The sequence below is a fragment of the Denitrificimonas caeni genome, assembly GCF_027498055.1.
Classification (GTDB): domain Bacteria; phylum Pseudomonadota; class Gammaproteobacteria; order Pseudomonadales; family Pseudomonadaceae; genus Denitrificimonas.
Window position 1 is genome coordinate 1,673,315 of the sequence record NZ_CP114976.1, and the last position, 17,991, is coordinate 1,691,305.

A 17,991-nucleotide genomic window follows, 5' to 3' on the forward strand; every position below is an offset into this window, starting at 1 on the left:
AATTAATACTGTATCTTTTGAGGAACACCCATGAAATTATTAGTCGTTGAAGATGAAGCGTTGCTGCGCCACCACCTTTATACACGACTGGGTGAGCAAGGCCATGTGGTTGATGCTGTGGCTGATGCTGAAGAGGCTTTGTACCGAGTGCGCGAGTACAACCATGATTTGGCCATTATCGACTTAGGTTTACCGGGCATGAGTGGCTTAGATTTAATTGGGGAGCTGCGCAACCTAGGTAAGCAATTTCCAATTTTAGTGCTGACCGCCCGTGGCAGCTGGCAAAATAAAGTTGAAGGACTGGCTGCTGGAGCCGACGACTATGTGGTTAAACCTTTCCAGTTTGAAGAGCTGGAGGCCCGTCTCAATGCTTTATTGCGTCGCTCGTCAGGCTTTGTGCAGTCCACCATAGGTGCAGGCCCTCTGCAGTTGGATCTGAACCGCAAACAAGCGTTATTGCTGGATGTGCCTTTGCCGCTAACTGCTTATGAATACCGAATTCTTGAATACTTGATGCGTCATCACCAGCAGGTGGTGTCCAAAGAGCGCTTGATTGAGCAGCTCTATCCTGATGATGAAGACCGTGATCCCAACGTAATTGAAGTCTTAGTGGGGCGCTTGCGACGTAAACTTGAGGGTGACGCAGGTTTTAAACCCATAGAAACAGTGCGTGGCCAGGGCTATTTATTTACTGAAGCCTGTGTTTGAGAGGGTGTGATCGATGCAGCACATGCACAGGGATAAAAAAGTGACTTCACTGCGCATGCGCTTGATGCTGGGCGCTGCAGTGACTGTCTCTTTGTTTATGCTGGCCTTATTTCCAGCTTTGCAGCAGGTGTTTACCCAGTCCCTTGAACAGGCCATTGAGCAGCGCTTGGCAGCAGATGCTAGCGCGTTAATTTCTGCTGCGCGGATCAACAATGGGCAGTTGCAAATGCCAGAAAAGTTGCCAGATGAAGAGTTCGATATCTTACCTGCACGGCAATTGGGCTTTATTTATGATGATAAAGGCACTGTGTTGTGGCGCTCACGCAGTTCAGAGGATGTCAAAATTAACTATCAGCCCAAATACGATGGTCATGGCCATGAGTTTTTACGGGCCAAGGATAGCGAAGGCCGTGAGTTCTTTATTTATGATGTGGAAGTGGATCTGTTGCGGGGTAAAAATGCTGACTTTAGTATCGTCACTATGCAGCCGGTCAGTGATTATCAAAAAATGTATGACAGCTTGCGTCAGCAGCTTTATGTTTGGTTAGGTTTCGCGTTATTGCTGTTACTGGGCTTTTTATGGCTTGGTTTAGGTTGGGGGATTCGTAGTTTACGCAGTTTAAGTGCCGAGCTGGATGATGTGGAAACTGGCAAGCGTGCGGCTTTAAGTGATGAGCATCCGCGTGAGTTGCTGCGCTTGACCCGTTCCTTAAACCGTCTCCTAGAAAGCGAGCGCCAACAAAGTGAACGCTACCGGCATTCGCTCGATGATCTGGCCCATAGTTTAAAAACCCCCTTGGCGGTGCTGCAGGGAGTTGGTGAGGTGCTTGCCGCACGGCCTGATAATGCCGAGCAAGCTGGTACTTTACTGGGCCAGGTCAACCGCATGAGCCAACAAATCAGCTATCAGTTGCAGCGCGCCAGTTTGCGGAAAAGTGGTTTGCTGCGCTACCAAGTGAAGTTACAGCCATTGCTCAGCAGTTTGTTGGTGGCGCTGGATAAGGTGTATCGCGATAAAAATGTACGGGTTCAGCAAGATTTTTCCGCAGAATTGCGGGTGCCAGTTGAGCAAGGGGCTCTTTTGGAGTTACTCGGTAATATTTTAGAAAATGCTTACCGTTTATCAGTCAGTGAGATTCGTATCAGTGCTCAACTGACTGAGAATTGCTGTGAGCTTATTGTGGAAGATGATGGTCCTGGGGTGCCCAGGCATCAACGGGAGCGTATTTTACAGCGGGGCGAGCGTCTCGATACGCAATACCCAGGGCAAGGGATTGGCATCGCCGTGGTTAAAGACATCATTGGTAGCTATGGCGGCGAGTTTTTTGTTGAGGATTCAGACTTGGGCGGCGCACAGTTTCGGGTGGTTTTCCCATTAAACTAATGTGGCTGGGTTTAGCGCTTAACTTGCTGCTGTAAATAAACTAACTGTGCTTTGCAGGCCTTGCATAGGTAATACAAACCTTTTTTAACCCGAGCATGGCGCTGTGCACTGAGGGCGAAAGGCTCGCGGTCAGTGCATTTGCAGCTGTATAGGTAATGGGTGCGTGGTGCTCGGCTAACGTTATAGTTATGGCAGCGATTGGCTGGCAATTGAAATACGTTTTGCATCACCGCTTGCCATTGTGGCCCGTGGGCGCGGATTTTATTGCCGTAGTGTTGATAGGTCACTAGGTGCGCGACTTCATGGGCTACCGTGTGCTGCAAAAAGTGCTCGCGGTTTTCCTTATAAAGTACAGGATTAAAACGTAAGCGATTTTCACAAATATGTGCAACTCCAGCTTTTTGTCCGCGCAATTTAAAGCTGATGACAGGTCGGGCAAAAGTGCAGTTGAAATAGCGCTCAGCTTGTTGGTAGCAGTCTTCAACGCGTTGCTGGATAAGATCAGGCATGGTTTAAATAAGAGTCGAGCACAGTACTGGTGAGTGATGATACGGGGTAAGGGTTGTCAAGGCATCCACAGTCACTGATTTGAACAAAATCGCCGCCCATTGGCAAGCCAGTGGGCGGCGTGCCCATTAGACTTTAAACTGGCCAAGCTGGCGGTTGAGATCTTGCGCCAATTGATTGAGTTGTTCACTGGAGCTGCTCAGCTGGTGTGCGGCTTGATTGCTAGATAGCGACAGTCCAGCCACTTGGGTGACGTTTTGATTAATCTCTTCGGCAACATGGGATTGCTGCAAAGTGGCGCTGGCAATCGACGTGTTTAAGTCGTTAATCATATGTAGTGCATTGCTGATACTGCTCAGGCTTTCTTGAGCTTGATGGGCTTGCTCAACAGTTGCTTGTGCGGTGCTACTGCTTTGATTGATCACTTGCACTGCAGCTTGCGAGTTGTTTTGCAGGCTCTCGATCATATCTTGCACTTCGTCGGTCGATTGTTGAGTGCGCTGCGCTAATAAACGCACCTCGTCGGCAACTACAGCGAAGCCGCGGCCTTGTTCTCCAGCGCGCGCAGCTTCAATGGCTGCGTTTAATGCCAAGAGATTGGTTTGTTCAGCAATAGAGCGAATAACATCCAAAACACGGCCAATTTGGCTGCTTTCTTCGGCCAAGGTTTGCATCACATTGACCGCTTCAGCAATAGTTGCTGAGAGTAGGTCGGTTTGTTGCAAGCTGTTATCAATATTGGCTTGGCCAGCCGCTGCTTGCTCAGTGGCCTGAGAAACTTCTGTGGCTGCTTGTTCTGCGTGTTTGGCAACATCTTGCACGGCATAGGTGACTTCATTAATCGCGGTGGCAATTTGCTCAGTTTGCTGAGATTGGTCTTCACTGATCGATAACGACTGAGCTGCTTGTTGGCCGAGCGCTTCAGCAGCTTGAGTTAGGGTTACAGCGCTGCTTAACAAATGACTGACAGTGCCGCGTAATTTCAAGGCAAAAGTATTAAAGTGCTGGCTCAGCTGGGTGATTTCATCTTTACCGTTGGTGCTTAACTCTTTGGTTAAATCAGCATCGCCACTGGCAATGTTTTGCATGGCGTCTACAACATTCTCTAATGGGGCTAAAATGCTGCGCATAATGCTGATAATCAGTAAAACCAAGACCAGTATAATAATAAAGCTAATGATGCTGGCGTTAATCGCTGCTGAACGAAACTCGGCTTGGATATCATCCAAGTAAACGCCAGAGCCGATGACCCAGTTCCAAGGCTTAAAGAGCTGTACATAAGATATTTTATCCACTGGGGCATTGGCGCCAGGCATAGGCCAGCGATAAGCTAAAAAACCTGAGCCATCCTGCTTAGCGATGCGTACAAACTCATTAAAAATTTCTACGCCATCAGGATCTTTATAGTCAGCTAAACTTTTACCATTGAGCGCAGGAGACATGGTGTGCATTAGCATCGTTGGAGCTAAGTCATTGATCCACACATAGTCATTACGGCCATAACGCAGCTTGTTGAGAGCACTTTTAGCTTGCTCTTGTGCTTCTGCTGAGCTGAGGCGCCCAGATTTTTCCAACTCGTAAAAGTGTTCCAGAGTACCTAGGGTGCTTTCCACAATGTGCTGGGTTTTAACTGCTTTGGCAGAGTGCATTAAGTCATAGGACTGTTTTAATGCCAGGGCGCCAAAAACAAAGAACATCCCTACAGTTATCAGAAAGATCAACCACAGACGCTTACTGATGGAAAACTGACGAAGAAATTGCATGGTGAAACTCCTAGAAGTACTAAGGTCGCCTGGGCTAATGCGGTTTTTATTAAAACACAGTAAAGCGTGTATCGGACGCAAATAGAAAACATTGAATAAGCATTCGCTCGCACTAATGCTTTAACGCTTGTGCAAGCAGATAAAATATAGCAAAGGATCTGCGCTTAGCACTATTAGTTATAGTTATAAATAAGAGAAGTATTTTTAGCGGCATAACTGTAGGCGCATTTAGCTGCTTTAGCTATGCGACTAAGATCCCTGTTTAGTACTCAAAAGCTGAATTTTTAACAAATTCAAGTGAAAAAACTGCTGTAAACAGGTAGTATGCGCAGCTTTTCTGCATCGATTAAATTTATTGGGACTCTATGGACTCTATGGACACTTGGTTAGCATTACAGGCATTTATTTTAGGGGTGGTTGAGGGGCTAACGGAGTTCTTGCCAGTCTCCAGCACTGGGCACCAAATTATTGTTGCCGACCTGATTGATTTTGGTGGGCAGCGCGCCAAGGCCTTCAATATTATTATTCAGCTGGGCGCGATTCTGGCGGTGATGTGGGAGTATCGCCGTAAAATCCTTGAGGTGGTGGTTGGCTTACCCCGCGAGGCCAGTGCGCAGAGTTTTACTCTTAACCTCTTTGTGGCTTTTATTCCTGCGGTAATACTGGGTTTAACCTTTGCCGATTTGATTGAGCAGTGGTTATTTAATCCTATTACCGTAGCCAGCGCCCTGGTTATTGGTGGGGTGGTGATGCTTTGGGCGGAAAAGCGTAAGCATAAAATTGCTGCTGAAACTGTTGATGATATGAGTTGGCAGCAAGCCTTGAAGATAGGCTGCGCACAGTGCTTGGCCTTGATTCCAGGCACTTCACGCTCAGCTTCAACCATTATTGGCGGTCTTTACTTTGGTTTGTCACGTAAGGCAGCCACCGAGTTTTCATTCTTTTTGGCCATGCCAACTATGGTTGGGGCCACTGTGTATTCCGTCTATAAGCACCGTGAGCTGTTTGCCGGTGGCGATGACCTTTGGGTGTTCGCTATTGGCTTTGTTACTTCATTTATTTTTGCCATGCTGGCAGTGCGTGCTTTGTTGAAGTTTATTGCTAATAACAGTTATGCCGTCTTTGCTTGGTACCGCATTGTATTTGGTCTATTAATTTTAGCGACTTGGCAACTGGGCTTTATTGATTGGGCCTCGATCGGCGAATAACAGCATTGCTTCACCTGCGCTTAGCAACTGACGAACAAGGTAAAATCTGCCACTGGAGTGTGCAGTAGTTGTGTTTACTGCGTTGTTAGGCTTGACAGCAAATGTGTTTCAAACGTATGTTTGAAACCTTTTCTAGAGTGGAACTCAAATGGCTCAGTCAGACACTGTAGAGCGTATTTTAGACGTTGCCGAGATACTCTTTGCCGAGAAAGGCTTTGCAGAGACTTCACTGCGCTTGATCACCAGTAAAGCACAGGTGAACTTGGCCGCTGTCAATTATCACTTTGGCTCTAAAAAATCCCTTATCCAAGCGGTGTTCTCACGCTTCTTAGAGCCGTTGTGTATCAGTTTGGATGCCGAGCTTGATCGCCGCTCGGCGACTAATCAGCCGCCTTGGACTGTCGAACTATTGTTGGATGTTTTAGTCGAACAAATTCTTCTGGTTAAACCGCGCAGTGGTAATGACTTATCAATCTTTATGCGTTTGTTAGGTCTGGCCTTTAGCCAAAGCCAAGGGCACTTACGGCGTTACTTGAATGACACTTACGGCAAGGTGTTTTACCGTTACATGCTGTTGTTGCGTGAAGCCGCGCCAGAAGTGCAGCCCATTGAGCTATTTTGGCGAGTGCACTTTATGATTGGTGCTGCGGCCTTTAGTATGTCGGGTCTTAAAGCCCTGCGCGCCATTGTCGAAACTGAATACCAAGTGCATATGAATACTGAGCAAGTGCTGCGCTTGATGGTGCCATTTTTAGCCGCTGGCTTGCGTGCTGAGAGTGTGATTGATGATGTGGGTATGCAGCCGGTGATTAAAAAGAAAGCACCTTAATTTTAAACTAAGGGCGGTGAAAGAATGATTGATTATCTGCATGTCTCCATTGCAGAACAAAAGCTTTATGCATTTTCCCAGCAGCAGCTGCAGGCAACTTACCCTGTATCAACTGCCTTAAATGGACCAGGCGAGCAAAATAATTCTGGCTGCACACCCCGTGGATTGCACTATATACGAGCCAAAATAGGTGCTGAACTGCCGCTAAACGCTGTGTTGCGTGGCCGCCGCTGGACTGGCGAGGTGTGGTCACCGCAGTTGCATGCTGCTTACCCGCAACGGGATTGGATTTTATCGCGTATTCTTTGGCTCAGCGGTTGTGAGGTTGGGCGTAACCGTTTAGGTTCTTGTGATACTTTCCGCCGTTATATTTATATTCACGGTACCGCTGAGGAAGAGCTGATTGGCCAGCCTTATTCCCATGGCTGTATTCGCATGCGCAATGACGATTTAATCGAGCTTTACGACCAACTGATAGCTGCATGTCCGGTGCAAATCAGCGAGCATGCAACACAAGCACAGATACTGCATTTACTCACTAAGGAATAGCCATGCAAGGCTCGTTAATGTTGGATATTGACGGTACCTATTTAACTGCTGAAGACCGTCAGCTATTACGTCAGCCGCAAGTCTGCGGAGTGATTTTATTTGCCCGCAACATCGAACATCCGCAGCAAGTGCGCGAGCTCTGTAGGGCAATTCGGCACGTGCGCGGAGATTTATTAATTGCGGTTGATCAAGAGGGTGGCCGTGTTCAGCGCTTGCGCCAAGGCTTTGTTGAGTTGCCAGCAATGGGACTGTTACAAACGGCGAGCAACCCAAGTTATGTCGCACAGGAATGCGGCTGGCTAATGGCTTGGGAAGTGCTGGCGATGGGGATTGATTTTAGTTTTGCCCCAGTACTTGATTTAGATTACGGCCGCAGTAATGTCATCGGCTTGCGCTCGTTTGGCCCAGATGCGGCTACCGTAGAGAGCTTGGCGGGTGCTTTTTTGACTGGCATGCAAGCGGCTGGAATGGCCGCAGTGGGTAAACATTTTCCAGGGCATGGCTGGGTCAAGGCTGACTCCCATGTGGCTATTCCCGTGGATGAGCGCAGTTTCGAGCACATACAGCAAGCGGACTTATTGCCGTTTAAAAAACTACAGCAGCAGTTAGCTGGAATGATGCCGGCCCATGTTATTTATGCTCAGGTGGATGCGCTCCCAGCAGGCTTCTCTAAAGTTTGGCTGCAAGAGGTATTGCGCGGCCAGTTAAACTACGCAGGTGTCCTTTTTAGTGATGATTTATCGATGGCTGGGGCCCATGTTGCCGGGGATGCTGCGCAGCGTATGCTTGCCGCGCTTAACGCCGGCTGTGATGTTGGGTTAGTATGCAATGACCGCGCAGCTGCAGAGCAAGCATTGCAAGCATTACAAAGCCAGGCTGTCACTCCCTGTACACATTTGTCTGCTATGTATGGACGCTATACAGCTCAGCATGATTTTCAACAGCACCCACGCTGGCAGTCGGCGCGACAGGCGCTTAAAATGCTTATAACCAAAGAATAAGAGGTGGTAAATGGATAAGTACGCGATTATTGGTGGTACAGGATTAACCCAGCTGGAAGGGCTGACGATTCGTGATGCGATGTTTATTGACACACCTTATGGTGCCACTTCAGCAGACATTCTGCGCGGTGAATATGCTGGGCGTGAGGTTTTATTCTTAGCGCGTCACGGCCATCCACACCGAATTCCGCCCCATGAAGTCAACTACCGAGCTAACTTGTGGGCTTTGCGTCAGGCCGGTGCCACTCATGTCTTAGCCATTAACGCTGTAGGCGGTATTAGCGATCAGCTTAACACCGGTTGTTTTTGTATTCCTGATCAAGTGATTGACTACACTTGGGGGCGCAAGCACACTTTTTATGAGAAAGATTTGGAGCACGTCACCCATGTGGACTTCAGCTACCCCTATGATGAAGCTTTACGTCGGCGCCTGATTGCAGCGGTTGCGGCCTGTGGTTACAGCTGTAACAACCATGGTGTGTATGGCTGCACACAAGGACCGCGTTTAGAAACGGTCGCTGAAATTAAGCGTATGGAGCGTGACGGCTGTGACATCGTTGGAATGACGGGGATGCCTGAAACAGTACTGGCGCGTGAGCTGGGCTTGAGCTATGCCTGTTTAGCCTTGGTGGTTAACGCTGCCGCAGGTAAGTCTAATAATGTGATCACCATGGCGCAAATTGAAGCAGCGCTGAGTGTTGGTATGTCAAAAGTTAAAATTGTTTTGGCACGTATGCTCAGCAGCGTCTAGCGTTTCTTGTGTCACATGCTTGCTAGGAGCTTAGCTTTAGGCTGAGCATGTGACGCCACTTTATTTTGCTGTAGCAACACTCACCAGGGTCATAACGTTACCGTGTAAGTGTGAGAATTGCCCTTGCAGCTGCTCACCGTCTCGCCAGAAGGCAGATAAGTCTTTGCACAAACGCAGCTGTGCATACCCTGTATCTAAACTACTCAGTTCCAGTACCTGTGCATCATGAAAACCAAAATAGGTGCCGGTCAAAGGGTTCAGCGCCTTAAATAGACTTTCTTTAAAAGAAAACACTAAAGTTAAATACAGCGCGCGCTGCTCATCATCTAACGTTAAATAGTGCTGATGTTCGGCAGGGGTGAGGATTGTCTTGGCTAAACGCTGAGCGCGTACTGGGCTCAAGGGTTTTTCCAGATCAAGGCCTAAACTTTGCCAATGCTTACTGTTCCCTACAATAGCTGCACAAATAGCATGGCTGTGCGACATGGAGCCGCAACTGTTTGCTGGCCAACGGGGTGCGCGACTGTGGGCTTGCGGCAAGGGAAGGCTGGCTTGACCGGTTTGCAGGCGTAAGGCTTCGCGGGCGCAAAGGCGTGACGCCAAAAACTCAGCTTGACGCTTGCTTGCTGCTTGTGGTGCGTCGATAGCGTAGCTGGTAAATAAGGCTTCGCTGACGGCCTTTTCATTAAAACAGCTGGAGACTAGGGTGCATTCAGGTAGTGGGCTGGGGAAAGGCCAGTGCTGTTGAAAATGACTTAAAAACCCACTTGATAAGCCTGTTTGAGTCATGCAGTTGCCTTTTTTAGCATTAAGTTGATTTTTTTGGTTATAAGGCTGGAGTAAAAGCGCTGATGCGGTTATAAAGAGCTAAGCATTTTAAGCGTATTAGCATTTGATTGCAGAGGTATTTGATGAAATTACAACAATTGCGTTATATCTGGGAAGTTTCAAGAAACGGCTTAAACGTTTCCGCTACTGCGCAGGTCCTTTATACCTCGCAGCCTGGCATAAGCAAACAAATACGTTTGCTCGAAGATGAACTTGGTGTAGAAATTTTTGCCCGCAGTGGCAAGCATTTAACCCGAGTGACAGCAGCCGGTGAGCGCATTATTAAGACGGCTGGTGAAATACTGAAAAAATGTGAAAATATTAAACAAATTGGCCAAGAGTTTTCCAATGAGCGGGTGGGGACCTTGTCCATTGCCACTACTCACACTCAGGCCCGTTACGCTTTACCAAAAGTGATTAGTGCGTTTATGCAAGAGTATCCGGATGTGGCTTTGCACATGCATCAAGGTACACCTGCGCAAATTGCCGAGATGGCCGCTGATGGTACCGTTGATTTCGCCATTGCCACAGAAGGCATGGAGAAGTTTAATGACCTGATTATGATGCCCTGCTACCGCTGGAACCGTTCAGTGGTGGTACCTAAAGGCCACCCGTTAGCCAGTTTACCCGAGCTGACCCTAGAAGCGTTGGCTGAGTACCCGATTGTGACTTACGTATTTGGCTTTACTGGGCGCTCGAAACTGGATGAAGCCTTTAGTCAGGTGGAGCTTGAGCCTAAGGTGATCTTTACTGCTGCTGATGCCGACGTGATTAAAACCTATGTGCGTTTAGGTTTAGGTGTTGGGATTGTCGCTGGAATGGCTGTGGATGAGCAGCAAGACCAAGATTTAGTCGCTTTAGATGCCAGCCACTTATTTGAATCCAGCGTTACTCAGATTGGCTTTCGTCGCGGTACTTTCTTGCGTGGCTTTATGAGTGATTTCATTGAGCGATTTGCCCCGCACTTAGACCGTGATATCCAAGCCAAGGTTATTCAAGCGCGCAGCAAAGATGAAGTTGAGGCGTTATTTAAAAATATAGAACTGCCAGTATCTTAATCTGTTACCGATCTGGTATGCACGATACGGCTGCAGAGTTGCTCGGGACTTGCTGGGTTATTGGAAAACCGCGTGCTGGCCGAAGATTGCCGTATAATCAAGGCAATTTTCCAGAGTTAGGGGATAGACATGAGCGAGTACCGTGAAACACTGCACGAAGATTATGGGCAGTTCTTTAAAGTCGATAACATGCTGCATGAGGTGCATACCGAGTTGCAGCATTTAGTTATTTTTGAAAATGCACGGATGGGGCGGGTTATGGCCCTGGATGGGGCGATTCAAACCACAGAAGCAGATGAGTTTTTTTACCATGAAATGCTGACCCATGTGCCAATTTTAGCCCATGGCTTGGCGCGTAATATTCTCATTATTGGTGGCGGTGATGGTGGCATGTTGCGCGAGGTGTGTCGCCACAGCAGCGTTGACAGCATTACCATGGTGGAGATTGATCAGGCTGTGGTGGATATGTGTAAAGAGTATTTACCCAATCATTCCAGCGGCGCTTATGATGACCCACGGGTTAACTTAGTGATTGATGATGGCATGCGCTTTTTAAGCAATTGCACTGATAAGTTTGATGTGATTATCAGTGACTGCCCCGATCCAACTGGACCCGCTGCAGTGCTTTTCTCTGAAGGCTTTTACCAGGCTTGCCATCGCTGTTTAACCGATAATGGTATTTTTGTCGCGCAAAACGGTACACCTTTTTTGCAGCTCGATGAGGTGAAAACCACCGCGGCGAATATCAAGGGGCTGTTTGCTGATTGGCATTTTTACCATGCCGCAGTGCCCACTTACATTGGTGGCGCCATGACCTTTGCTTGGGCGGCTAAAAATACAGAAACACGGCAGTGCTCGCTTGAGGTATTGCGTCAACGCTTTATCGGTAGCGCTATTGTGACCCGTTACTACAACGCTGATATTCATAAAGCAGCTTTTGCCTTACCGCAATATGTCTTGCAGGCAATTGGTAAGCCCAGTAACGATTGATTGCTGTGCTATCTAGCGGCCAGCTTGGGTTAAGCAGGCCGCCGCTTAGGCATGCAGTTACAGACTGATGCGTGGGGTAACATCCAGTTTGATTGGCGTGTTTAGCAGTAACTCGAGCTGCTCTTTTAGAGCGGTTAAATCAGCAATGGTAACTTCTGAGTTTGAGCTGACTTCCAGTTTAAGTAGGGTTTCTGAGCTTTTTATTTGTACTTGTAAGGCGTTTAAATACAGTAACTTGCCGTGTATATCTAAAGACAAACTATCCACTTTTTGCTCCACTTGCCAAACGCTGTACATGGTCTGGAACGACCATGTCAGTGGCACTGCAATGGTTAGCATCAGTGCCATTGATAAAGTCAGACCGCGGCGTGCCTTGACAATAGGCGCATAGCCTAGGACTAAAAACGTCAGTGCTGCTGCCAGAGCGATACCCACTAAGTTGGTAATAAATAATAGGGCTGCGCCACTTATAACTTGCCAATCCCACCAGCCGATGCCAATACCCACCACGCATAGTGGCGGCACCAAAGCTACAGCAATGGCTACGCCGGGCATGCTTTTCATTATACTTTCGCGAGCATAAGCGTAAGCACCTGCCATACCGGAAACAATGGCTACACCTAAATCCAGCAGGTTAGGGTGCAGGCGTCCTGCCATTTCTGGGGTAACGCGGGTAATAGGAATAATCAAAGCCAACAAGGCCGCCATCGCTAGGGCTAAAATAACGCCGATGGCAATGGACTTTAAAGATTTTTGCAAGAGGGCTTGATCATTGCGTAAGAGCGCCATGGCCAAGGAGATAATGGGTGACATCAGGGGGGCTAATACCATGGCGCCAATAATCACTGCAGGGCTGGATAGAAACAGACCTAAGCTGGCGATTAAGCTACTGAGCATCATCAATGAAATAAAGCTACTGCTGGTTTGAGCACTGTCGCGCAGTTGTAAAAATAGCCCCTTAAAGTCCTCTTCTAGGGCATGGGTAAATAAGGGCAAGCGCTTTTGAATCATAGTTAAGCGCTCTTCATGCAGGGGCAGGTTTTCAAGTTTTAACGTGTCTTTGCCACCATGCTGACCACCTTGGGTTTCATAGTAAGCTGCAGGTAAATTAATATGGATGGCTTCAGGGTAAAGTTGTAGTTCAATGCTATTGGCTTCGCGTTTGTGGCTGTCCACGTAATAGGTCAGCATTTTGTCGCTATCGACTCGCAGATAGTTGCTGCGGACATAGCTCATCGAGCTGGGGAGACGGCTGACTTTGCGCTCAGGGTTGAAGGTGGCTTTAATTAAAAAAGATATATATTGGCTGATGGATTTCGGTGCGATCAGCAGGGTGGATACCTTGCCGTCTTGCACAGAAATACTGGTGTTAATCAGGCGTGCGGCGGCATTGGTCACGTTGTTTTCTATGGCGACCATGCCGGTAATAGCGGTTTTTGCGCTGTATTCCTTACCCACAGACAAGGTGATAGCAAAAGGCTGGATGCTGAATAAATTACCTAAACTACTCCAAAGCACGGCGATAAAATACATGATGCGGCGCATAAGGGAAGCTGAGCGTTGCCGATAGGTGCGACTTCTTTGGTCAAGAAAAGGGGTTTTGCCTAGCATGATAGAGCCTAAAGCGACTTCATCGTTGCAGCGCAAAACATCAATGGCTTTCGTGGATTTAGCAAAAGCGAGCTCGAGCTGCTCGGAAAGTTTGCCAGTAAACATAAACCATTCACGTAAGCGGGTTTGCTGATTATCAACGGGAATGATGCCAAGGCTAAAGTTGAGTGATTTAGCCAGGTCGAAGAGTTGCGCTAGATCGGTGTCACTGCACAAAGCTACCACGTGCTCAGCAAAGTCCAATGGGCGCCCAGGCTGCTCTAGAAAAGCACTGAGCGACAGCTTGGTTAGGGTGATGTTTTGGCTTTGTGCGTACTCAATAACCTCTTGGACCCTTGGGTTCGTAGCATCTTCATAAATAAATAAAGCCTTGCTCATTAGCATCGGTTCTCTCCTAAACCCTTGACCATAAAAAAGCCGGATTAAATCCGGCTTTTTTAGTGTTACTTATTGCTGCAACTTAAACTGGGAACAGTTCGCTCAGCTTCATTGCTAGCATCATGTCGCCTTCAGTGCGTAATTTGCCACCCATGAATGCTTGCATGCCATCAGTTTCGCCAGTGGCGATGCCTTTAAAAGTTTCGCTGTCCATGATTAAAGTAACGTTAGCGTCATCATTGTCGCCGGCTTGTACGTCACAGGTGCCATCTTTAACAGCAACATAGTAGTTTTCAGCATCTTCGATGTTGAATTGGAATACTAAATCTAAGCCAGCAGCTGCATCAGCGTTAAATTTAGCAGTTAGAGTTTTAATGATATCTGCGGTAGAAGACATATTAGATCCTTTTTAGGGTTTTTGTGCGGTAAATGCCGCGTGATATTAATAACTCAACGGAAGGTGATGAGTTCTTTATTCTTTAACAAATCAAGGTGTGCTTGACTGTTAAAAGAAGTCAGTACCACTGAGTCGTCACGAAACTTTAAACGACTTAATGAAGTATTTACGATCTGCCAGTTTAGATCAAAAGCTTTATTAGCAGCAACGCCAGTCAGTAAGTGTAAAAAAGCAGTAATAGTGCCGCCAGAAGTGAAAATGCCAATCTGGTCGGTCGACGCTGCGTTATCCAGTATACGTTGCAAGCCGGCATTCACTGTTGCAGTGAAAGTCGACCAGCGTAAAGACTGAGGAATATCATCGACCTCAGTGGCCCAGCGCTGAATGATTAGGGCAAATAAGCGTTGAAACTCAGCTCTGTTGTGTAACGGGTTGCGCAGCGTATTGATGGCATTGGGTTCGCTATCGGCAAGCTTTGGTAGCAATAAACGGATAATGCTATCCACATCAATTTCATTAAAAGCGCTGTCAATACTTAAGCCAGGCGCCGGTAAGTTGGCTGCACTAAAACGTGCCAAGGCAGCTAAGGCTGTATCTTTTTGGCGCAACATGTCACCACTAAAACAAGCATCCAGGGTCACGCCGGTATTGATTAGGTAATCGCCGAGAATTTCTGCTTGCTGCACGCCCAAAGGGGACAGCACGTCATAATCATCTGCACCGAAGGACGCCTGGCCGTGTCGAATTAAGTAAATGCTGCCCAAATCAATTAACGCCTGTGAATGTGTCTGCAGTCGAGGTTATTGCGAACTGACTAAGCTGTCAAATGAATTTCATACGATTGTTTGAAAGGCGGTAAAAACAGTAGCGAAATGCTGAGTTAAGGCGCTAGCAAGGCGACTAAAGTGGCGCGCAGGGCACTGTATTGAGTGCTTGGTGTGCGTACCGCTAGCTTTTCGGATTTATCCGCTTGCGTGATGCAATCTATCGAGCGCTGGGTAGAGGGTTTATTGACACCGTTAATGTTTGCTCAGGTAAGATAACTGACATTATTGTTTAAGGAGTTGGCAGTGGAATTTTTACTTGATTATGCGGGCTTTTTAGTCCGTGCAGTAACCGTGTTGATTGTTATTGTGTTGGTGTTATCCATAGCAGCCTCGGTACGCTCGCGGGGGCGCAGCAAGGAAGGTGAGTTGTTGGTCAGCAATATGAATGAGTTTTACACCGATCTGCAGGAAAACATGGAGCACAGCGTTTTAAACAAAGCGCAGCTGAAAGCTTTAGCGAAAACTAAGAAACTGCAGAAAAAACAAGCAAAGAAAGACGAGACGCAAAAATCGCGGGTTTATGTACTGAATTTTGATGGCGATATTAAGGCTTCTGCTGTGGACAGCTTGCGCCATGAGATTACTGCGCTACTGAGTATTGCCAAGCCCACAGATGAGGTGGTGCTGCGCTTAGAGAGTGGCGGCGGGATGGTCCACAGCTATGGTTTAGCCTCTTCACAGTTGGCGCGTATCCGTGATGCACAAATACCGCTAACAATTTGTGTGGATAAAATCGCTGCCAGTGGTGGTTATATGATGGCTTGTATTGGCGATAAAATTTTAAGCGCACCTTTTGCCATGCTCGGTTCAATTGGTGTGGTTGCGCAAATCCCCAATATTCATCGCTTATTAAAGAAAAACGACATTGACGTTGAAGTGCTCACGGCCGGTGACTACAAACGTACCTTAACGGTGATGGGGGAGAATACCGAGCAAGCACGGCAAAAATTCTTGCAAGAGTTACAAACAACCCATGACTTGTTTAAGCAGTTTGTGGCGCGCTTTCGTCCTCAGTTGGACATTGATGCAGTGGCAACTGGCGAAGTTTGGCTGGGCACTGATGCGCAAGGTTTAAACTTGGTTGATCAGTTGCAAACCAGTGATGAGTACCTGTCTAAGCGTGCAGCAGAGGCGGATTTGTTCTTACTGGAGTTTATCCAGAAGAAGTCTTTGCAGGAGCGTGTTGGCTTGACTGCGAGCGCTGCAGTTGAGCATGTGGCTGATAAAAGTTGGGAGCGCTTACAGCAGCGTTTTATGAGCTAAGCAATTAAAGAGTTGTATCGGCAATAAAAAACGGCCACGCAAATCAGTTGCAGTGGCCGTTTTTATAACGCTCAGTGAAATTACTCGCTATAACGCTTGAGCACTAGGGTAGCGTTGGTGCCACCGAAGCCAAAGCTATTGCTCATAACTGTATTTAGCGTCACGTTTTCCTGAGTTTTCTGCACCACAGGTAAGTCTTTAGCTTCTTCGTCAAGCTCGTCAATGTTGACTGAACCAGCAATGAAGTTACCTTCCATCATTAGTAATGAGTAGATGGCTTCTTGCACACCAGCAGCACCTAAAGAGTGACCTGATAAGCTTTTGGTTGAGCTGATTGGTGGCGTGTTATCACCGAACACCTCAAGAATGGCTCGGGCTTCAGCAATATCGCCCACTGGTGTAGAGGTGCCATGGGTGTTGAGGTAGTCGATTGGTGTATCAATGCCAGCCAAGGCTTGCTGCATACAGCGAACAGCACCTTCACCGCTCGGTGCAACCATATCGTAGCCGTCAGAGGTTGCGCCGTAGCCAACCACTTCTGCATAAATCTTCGCACCACGTTTTAGCGCGTGCTCCAGTTCCTCAACAACAACCATGCCGCCGCCGCCGGCGATGACAAAACCATCACGCTTGCTGTCGTAGGCGCGGGACGCTTTTTCAGGGCTGTCGTTATATTGTGTAGAAAGCGCACCCATGGCATCAAAGAGGCAGCTTTGGCTCCAATGCTCTTCTTCACCGCCACCGGCAAAGACAATGTCTTGTTTGCCAAGCTGAATTTGCTCAAGTGCTTGACCAATACAGTGGGCGCTGGTGGCACAAGCAGAAGACACTGAGTAGTTCACGCCTTTGATTTTAAAGGGAGTGGCCAAACACGCTGATACAGTACTGCTCATGGTGCGGGTGACGCGGTATGGGCCAATCCGGCGCACGCCTTTGTCACGCAGGATATCAATGGCTTCCATTTGGTTTAAGGTCGAGGCACCACCAGAGCCAGCAATTAAGCCAGTACGCGGATTGGAGACATCTTCTGGGCTTAGCCCACTGTCTTCAACTGCTTGCTGCATAGCTAAGTAGGTAAATGCCGCAGCTTGCCCCATAAAGCGTAAAACTTTGCGGTCAACCGCTGCTTCGAGGTCGATATCAACAGTGCCTGAAACATGGCTGCGTAAGCCCATTTCAGCATACGATGGATTAAAACGGATACCAGAATTACCTGCACGTAAATTGGCAGCTACGGTATCTTTATCATTACCTAGGCACGAAACAATGCCCATTCCAGTGATTACAGCACGGCGCATACTGGTTATCCTTTAAAAAGTGTCTGTGGACGTAAACAAGCCGACACGTAAGCCTTCGGCGCTATAGATTTCGCGACCATCGACGCTCACTGTACCGTCAGCAATGGCTAACACTAAAGAGCGGTTGATGGTGCGCTTAATATCAATTTGGTAGGTGATTTTTTTAGCGGTGGGTAGTACCTGACCGAAAAATTTAACATCACCTGATCCTAATGCACGCCCACGTCCTAGGTTGCCCTGCCAACCGAGGTAAAAACCAACCAGCTGCCACATTGCATCGAGGCCTAAGCAGCCCGGCATCACAGGATCGCCTTCAAAGTGGCAGGCAAAGAACCACAGGTCAGGATGGATATCCAGCTCTGCAGTGATTTGTCCTTTATCGTACTTTCCACCGGTGTCACTGATGTTCACAATGCGATCGATCATAAGCATGTTCGGTGCGGGCAGTTGCGCGTTACCTGGTCCGAAGAGTTCTCCTCGGCTGCATTTGAGCAGATCTTCGTAGGTGAAGGCGTTTTGTTTGGTCATGCGGGCTCCTCAGCGTGCCTAATCATGTACTGCATGGGCGATGGATATCCATCTTGCTAATGGTTTCATTTAACGTATCAGCGTGTTTTTAACACATTTAATAACGGTTAACA

Annotated in this window: 18 protein-coding genes; 10 read left to right on the top strand and 8 right to left on the bottom strand. The window is 47.8% G+C overall.

Translation table 11 applies throughout. The annotated features are described in order from the left end of the window. Positions 1–30: 30 nt before the first annotated feature. Both O6P33_RS07970 and O6P33_RS07975 read left to right on the top strand, forming a co-directional pair. Positions 31–708 carry a response regulator gene (locus O6P33_RS07970; protein ID WP_269817258.1) on the top strand — a complete coding sequence of 226 codons (678 nt, stop codon included), beginning with the start codon at positions 31–33 and terminating at the stop codon, positions 706–708. A gap of 22 nt (positions 709–730) precedes the next feature. After that, complete coding sequence (locus O6P33_RS07975; protein ID WP_269817259.1) at positions 731–2,092, top strand: ATP-binding protein; 1,362 nt, start codon at positions 731–733, stop codon at positions 2,090–2,092. Between the two features lie 11 nt (positions 2,093–2,103). Here the strand turns inward: O6P33_RS07975 and O6P33_RS07980 are convergent, their stop codons facing one another. Further along, positions 2,104–2,601 (bottom strand): SprT family zinc-dependent metalloprotease, encoded by a 498-nt coding sequence (locus tag O6P33_RS07980; protein WP_269817260.1) that lies wholly within the window; start codon positions 2,599–2,601, stop codon positions 2,104–2,106. Between the two features lie 126 nt (positions 2,602–2,727). After that, the gene (locus O6P33_RS07985; protein ID WP_269817261.1) at positions 2,728–4,362 is read right to left on the bottom strand and encodes a methyl-accepting chemotaxis protein; all 1,635 of its coding nucleotides are present in this window, start codon (positions 4,360–4,362) and stop codon (positions 2,728–2,730) included. Positions 4,363–4,736: 374 nt separating this feature from the next. On the opposite strand from O6P33_RS07985, the gene O6P33_RS07990 reads away from it, so the two are divergent. From O6P33_RS07990 to O6P33_RS08010, 5 genes are all read left to right on the top strand, one after another. Continuing rightward, positions 4,737–5,570, top strand: a complete 834-nt coding sequence (locus O6P33_RS07990) for an undecaprenyl-diphosphate phosphatase (protein ID WP_269817262.1) — start codon at positions 4,737–4,739, stop codon at positions 5,568–5,570. A 148-nt stretch (positions 5,571–5,718) separates the two neighbouring features. Beyond that, the gene (locus tag O6P33_RS07995; protein ID WP_420094936.1) at positions 5,719–6,399 is read left to right on the top strand and encodes a TetR family transcriptional regulator; all 681 of its coding nucleotides are present in this window, start codon (positions 5,719–5,721) and stop codon (positions 6,397–6,399) included. Between the two features lie 24 nt (positions 6,400–6,423). Continuing rightward, complete coding sequence (locus O6P33_RS08000) at positions 6,424–6,948, top strand: L,D-transpeptidase (protein WP_269817263.1); 525 nt, start codon at positions 6,424–6,426, stop codon at positions 6,946–6,948. Positions 6,949–6,950: 2 nt separating this feature from the next. Beyond that, on the top strand, positions 6,951–7,949 hold the full coding sequence (gene nagZ / locus O6P33_RS08005) for a beta-N-acetylhexosaminidase (RefSeq protein ID WP_269817264.1): 999 nt from the start codon (positions 6,951–6,953) through the stop codon (positions 7,947–7,949). Between the two features lie 10 nt (positions 7,950–7,959). Further along, positions 7,960–8,700: an S-methyl-5'-thioinosine phosphorylase gene (locus O6P33_RS08010; RefSeq protein WP_269817265.1), complete on the top strand. Its 741-nt coding sequence runs from the start codon at positions 7,960–7,962 to the stop codon at positions 8,698–8,700. Positions 8,701–8,760: 60 nt separating this feature from the next. Here O6P33_RS08010 and O6P33_RS08015 read toward each other — a convergent pair whose 3' ends face one another. Further along, a complete protein-coding gene (locus tag O6P33_RS08015) occupies positions 8,761–9,489 on the bottom strand; it encodes a 4'-phosphopantetheinyl transferase family protein (protein WP_269817266.1) in 729 nt (242 codons plus the stop codon). 122 nt (positions 9,490–9,611) lie between these two features. On the opposite strand from O6P33_RS08015, the gene cysB reads away from it, so the two are divergent. Next, a complete protein-coding gene (cysB, locus tag O6P33_RS08020; RefSeq protein ID WP_269817267.1) occupies positions 9,612–10,586 on the top strand; it encodes an HTH-type transcriptional regulator CysB in 975 nt (324 codons plus the stop codon). Positions 10,587–10,715: 129 nt separating this feature from the next. Further along, the gene (speE, locus tag O6P33_RS08025; RefSeq protein WP_269817268.1) at positions 10,716–11,576 is read left to right on the top strand and encodes a polyamine aminopropyltransferase; all 861 of its coding nucleotides are present in this window, start codon (positions 10,716–10,718) and stop codon (positions 11,574–11,576) included. A 57-nt stretch (positions 11,577–11,633) separates the two neighbouring features. Here the strand turns inward: speE and O6P33_RS08030 are convergent, their stop codons facing one another. The 3 genes from O6P33_RS08030 to O6P33_RS08040 form a co-directional block, all read right to left on the bottom strand. Further along, on the bottom strand, positions 11,634–13,565 hold the full coding sequence (locus tag O6P33_RS08030) for a DUF389 domain-containing protein (RefSeq protein WP_269817269.1): 1,932 nt from the start codon (positions 13,563–13,565) through the stop codon (positions 11,634–11,636). A gap of 82 nt (positions 13,566–13,647) precedes the next feature. Next, entirely contained in the window at positions 13,648–13,962 is a 315-nt protein-coding gene (locus O6P33_RS08035; protein WP_269817270.1) for an SCP2 sterol-binding domain-containing protein, read from the bottom strand. A gap of 53 nt (positions 13,963–14,015) precedes the next feature. Then, entirely contained in the window at positions 14,016–14,726 is a 711-nt protein-coding gene (locus O6P33_RS08040) for a histidine phosphatase family protein (RefSeq protein WP_269817271.1), read from the bottom strand. A gap of 306 nt (positions 14,727–15,032) precedes the next feature. On the opposite strand from O6P33_RS08040, the gene sohB reads away from it, so the two are divergent. Then, on the top strand, positions 15,033–16,052 hold the full coding sequence (gene sohB, locus O6P33_RS08045; protein WP_269817272.1) for a protease SohB: 1,020 nt from the start codon (positions 15,033–15,035) through the stop codon (positions 16,050–16,052). A gap of 80 nt (positions 16,053–16,132) precedes the next feature. Here the strand turns inward: sohB and fabB are convergent, their stop codons facing one another. Both fabB and fabA read right to left on the bottom strand, forming a co-directional pair. Further along, positions 16,133–17,350, bottom strand: coding sequence for a beta-ketoacyl-ACP synthase I (fabB, locus tag O6P33_RS08050; RefSeq protein ID WP_269817273.1), 1,218 nt, complete (start codon positions 17,348–17,350; stop codon positions 16,133–16,135). Between the two features lie 12 nt (positions 17,351–17,362). Beyond that, a complete protein-coding gene (gene fabA / locus O6P33_RS08055) occupies positions 17,363–17,878 on the bottom strand; it encodes a 3-hydroxyacyl-[acyl-carrier-protein] dehydratase FabA (RefSeq protein WP_269817274.1) in 516 nt (171 codons plus the stop codon). Between the last annotated feature and the right edge of the window lie 113 nt (positions 17,879–17,991).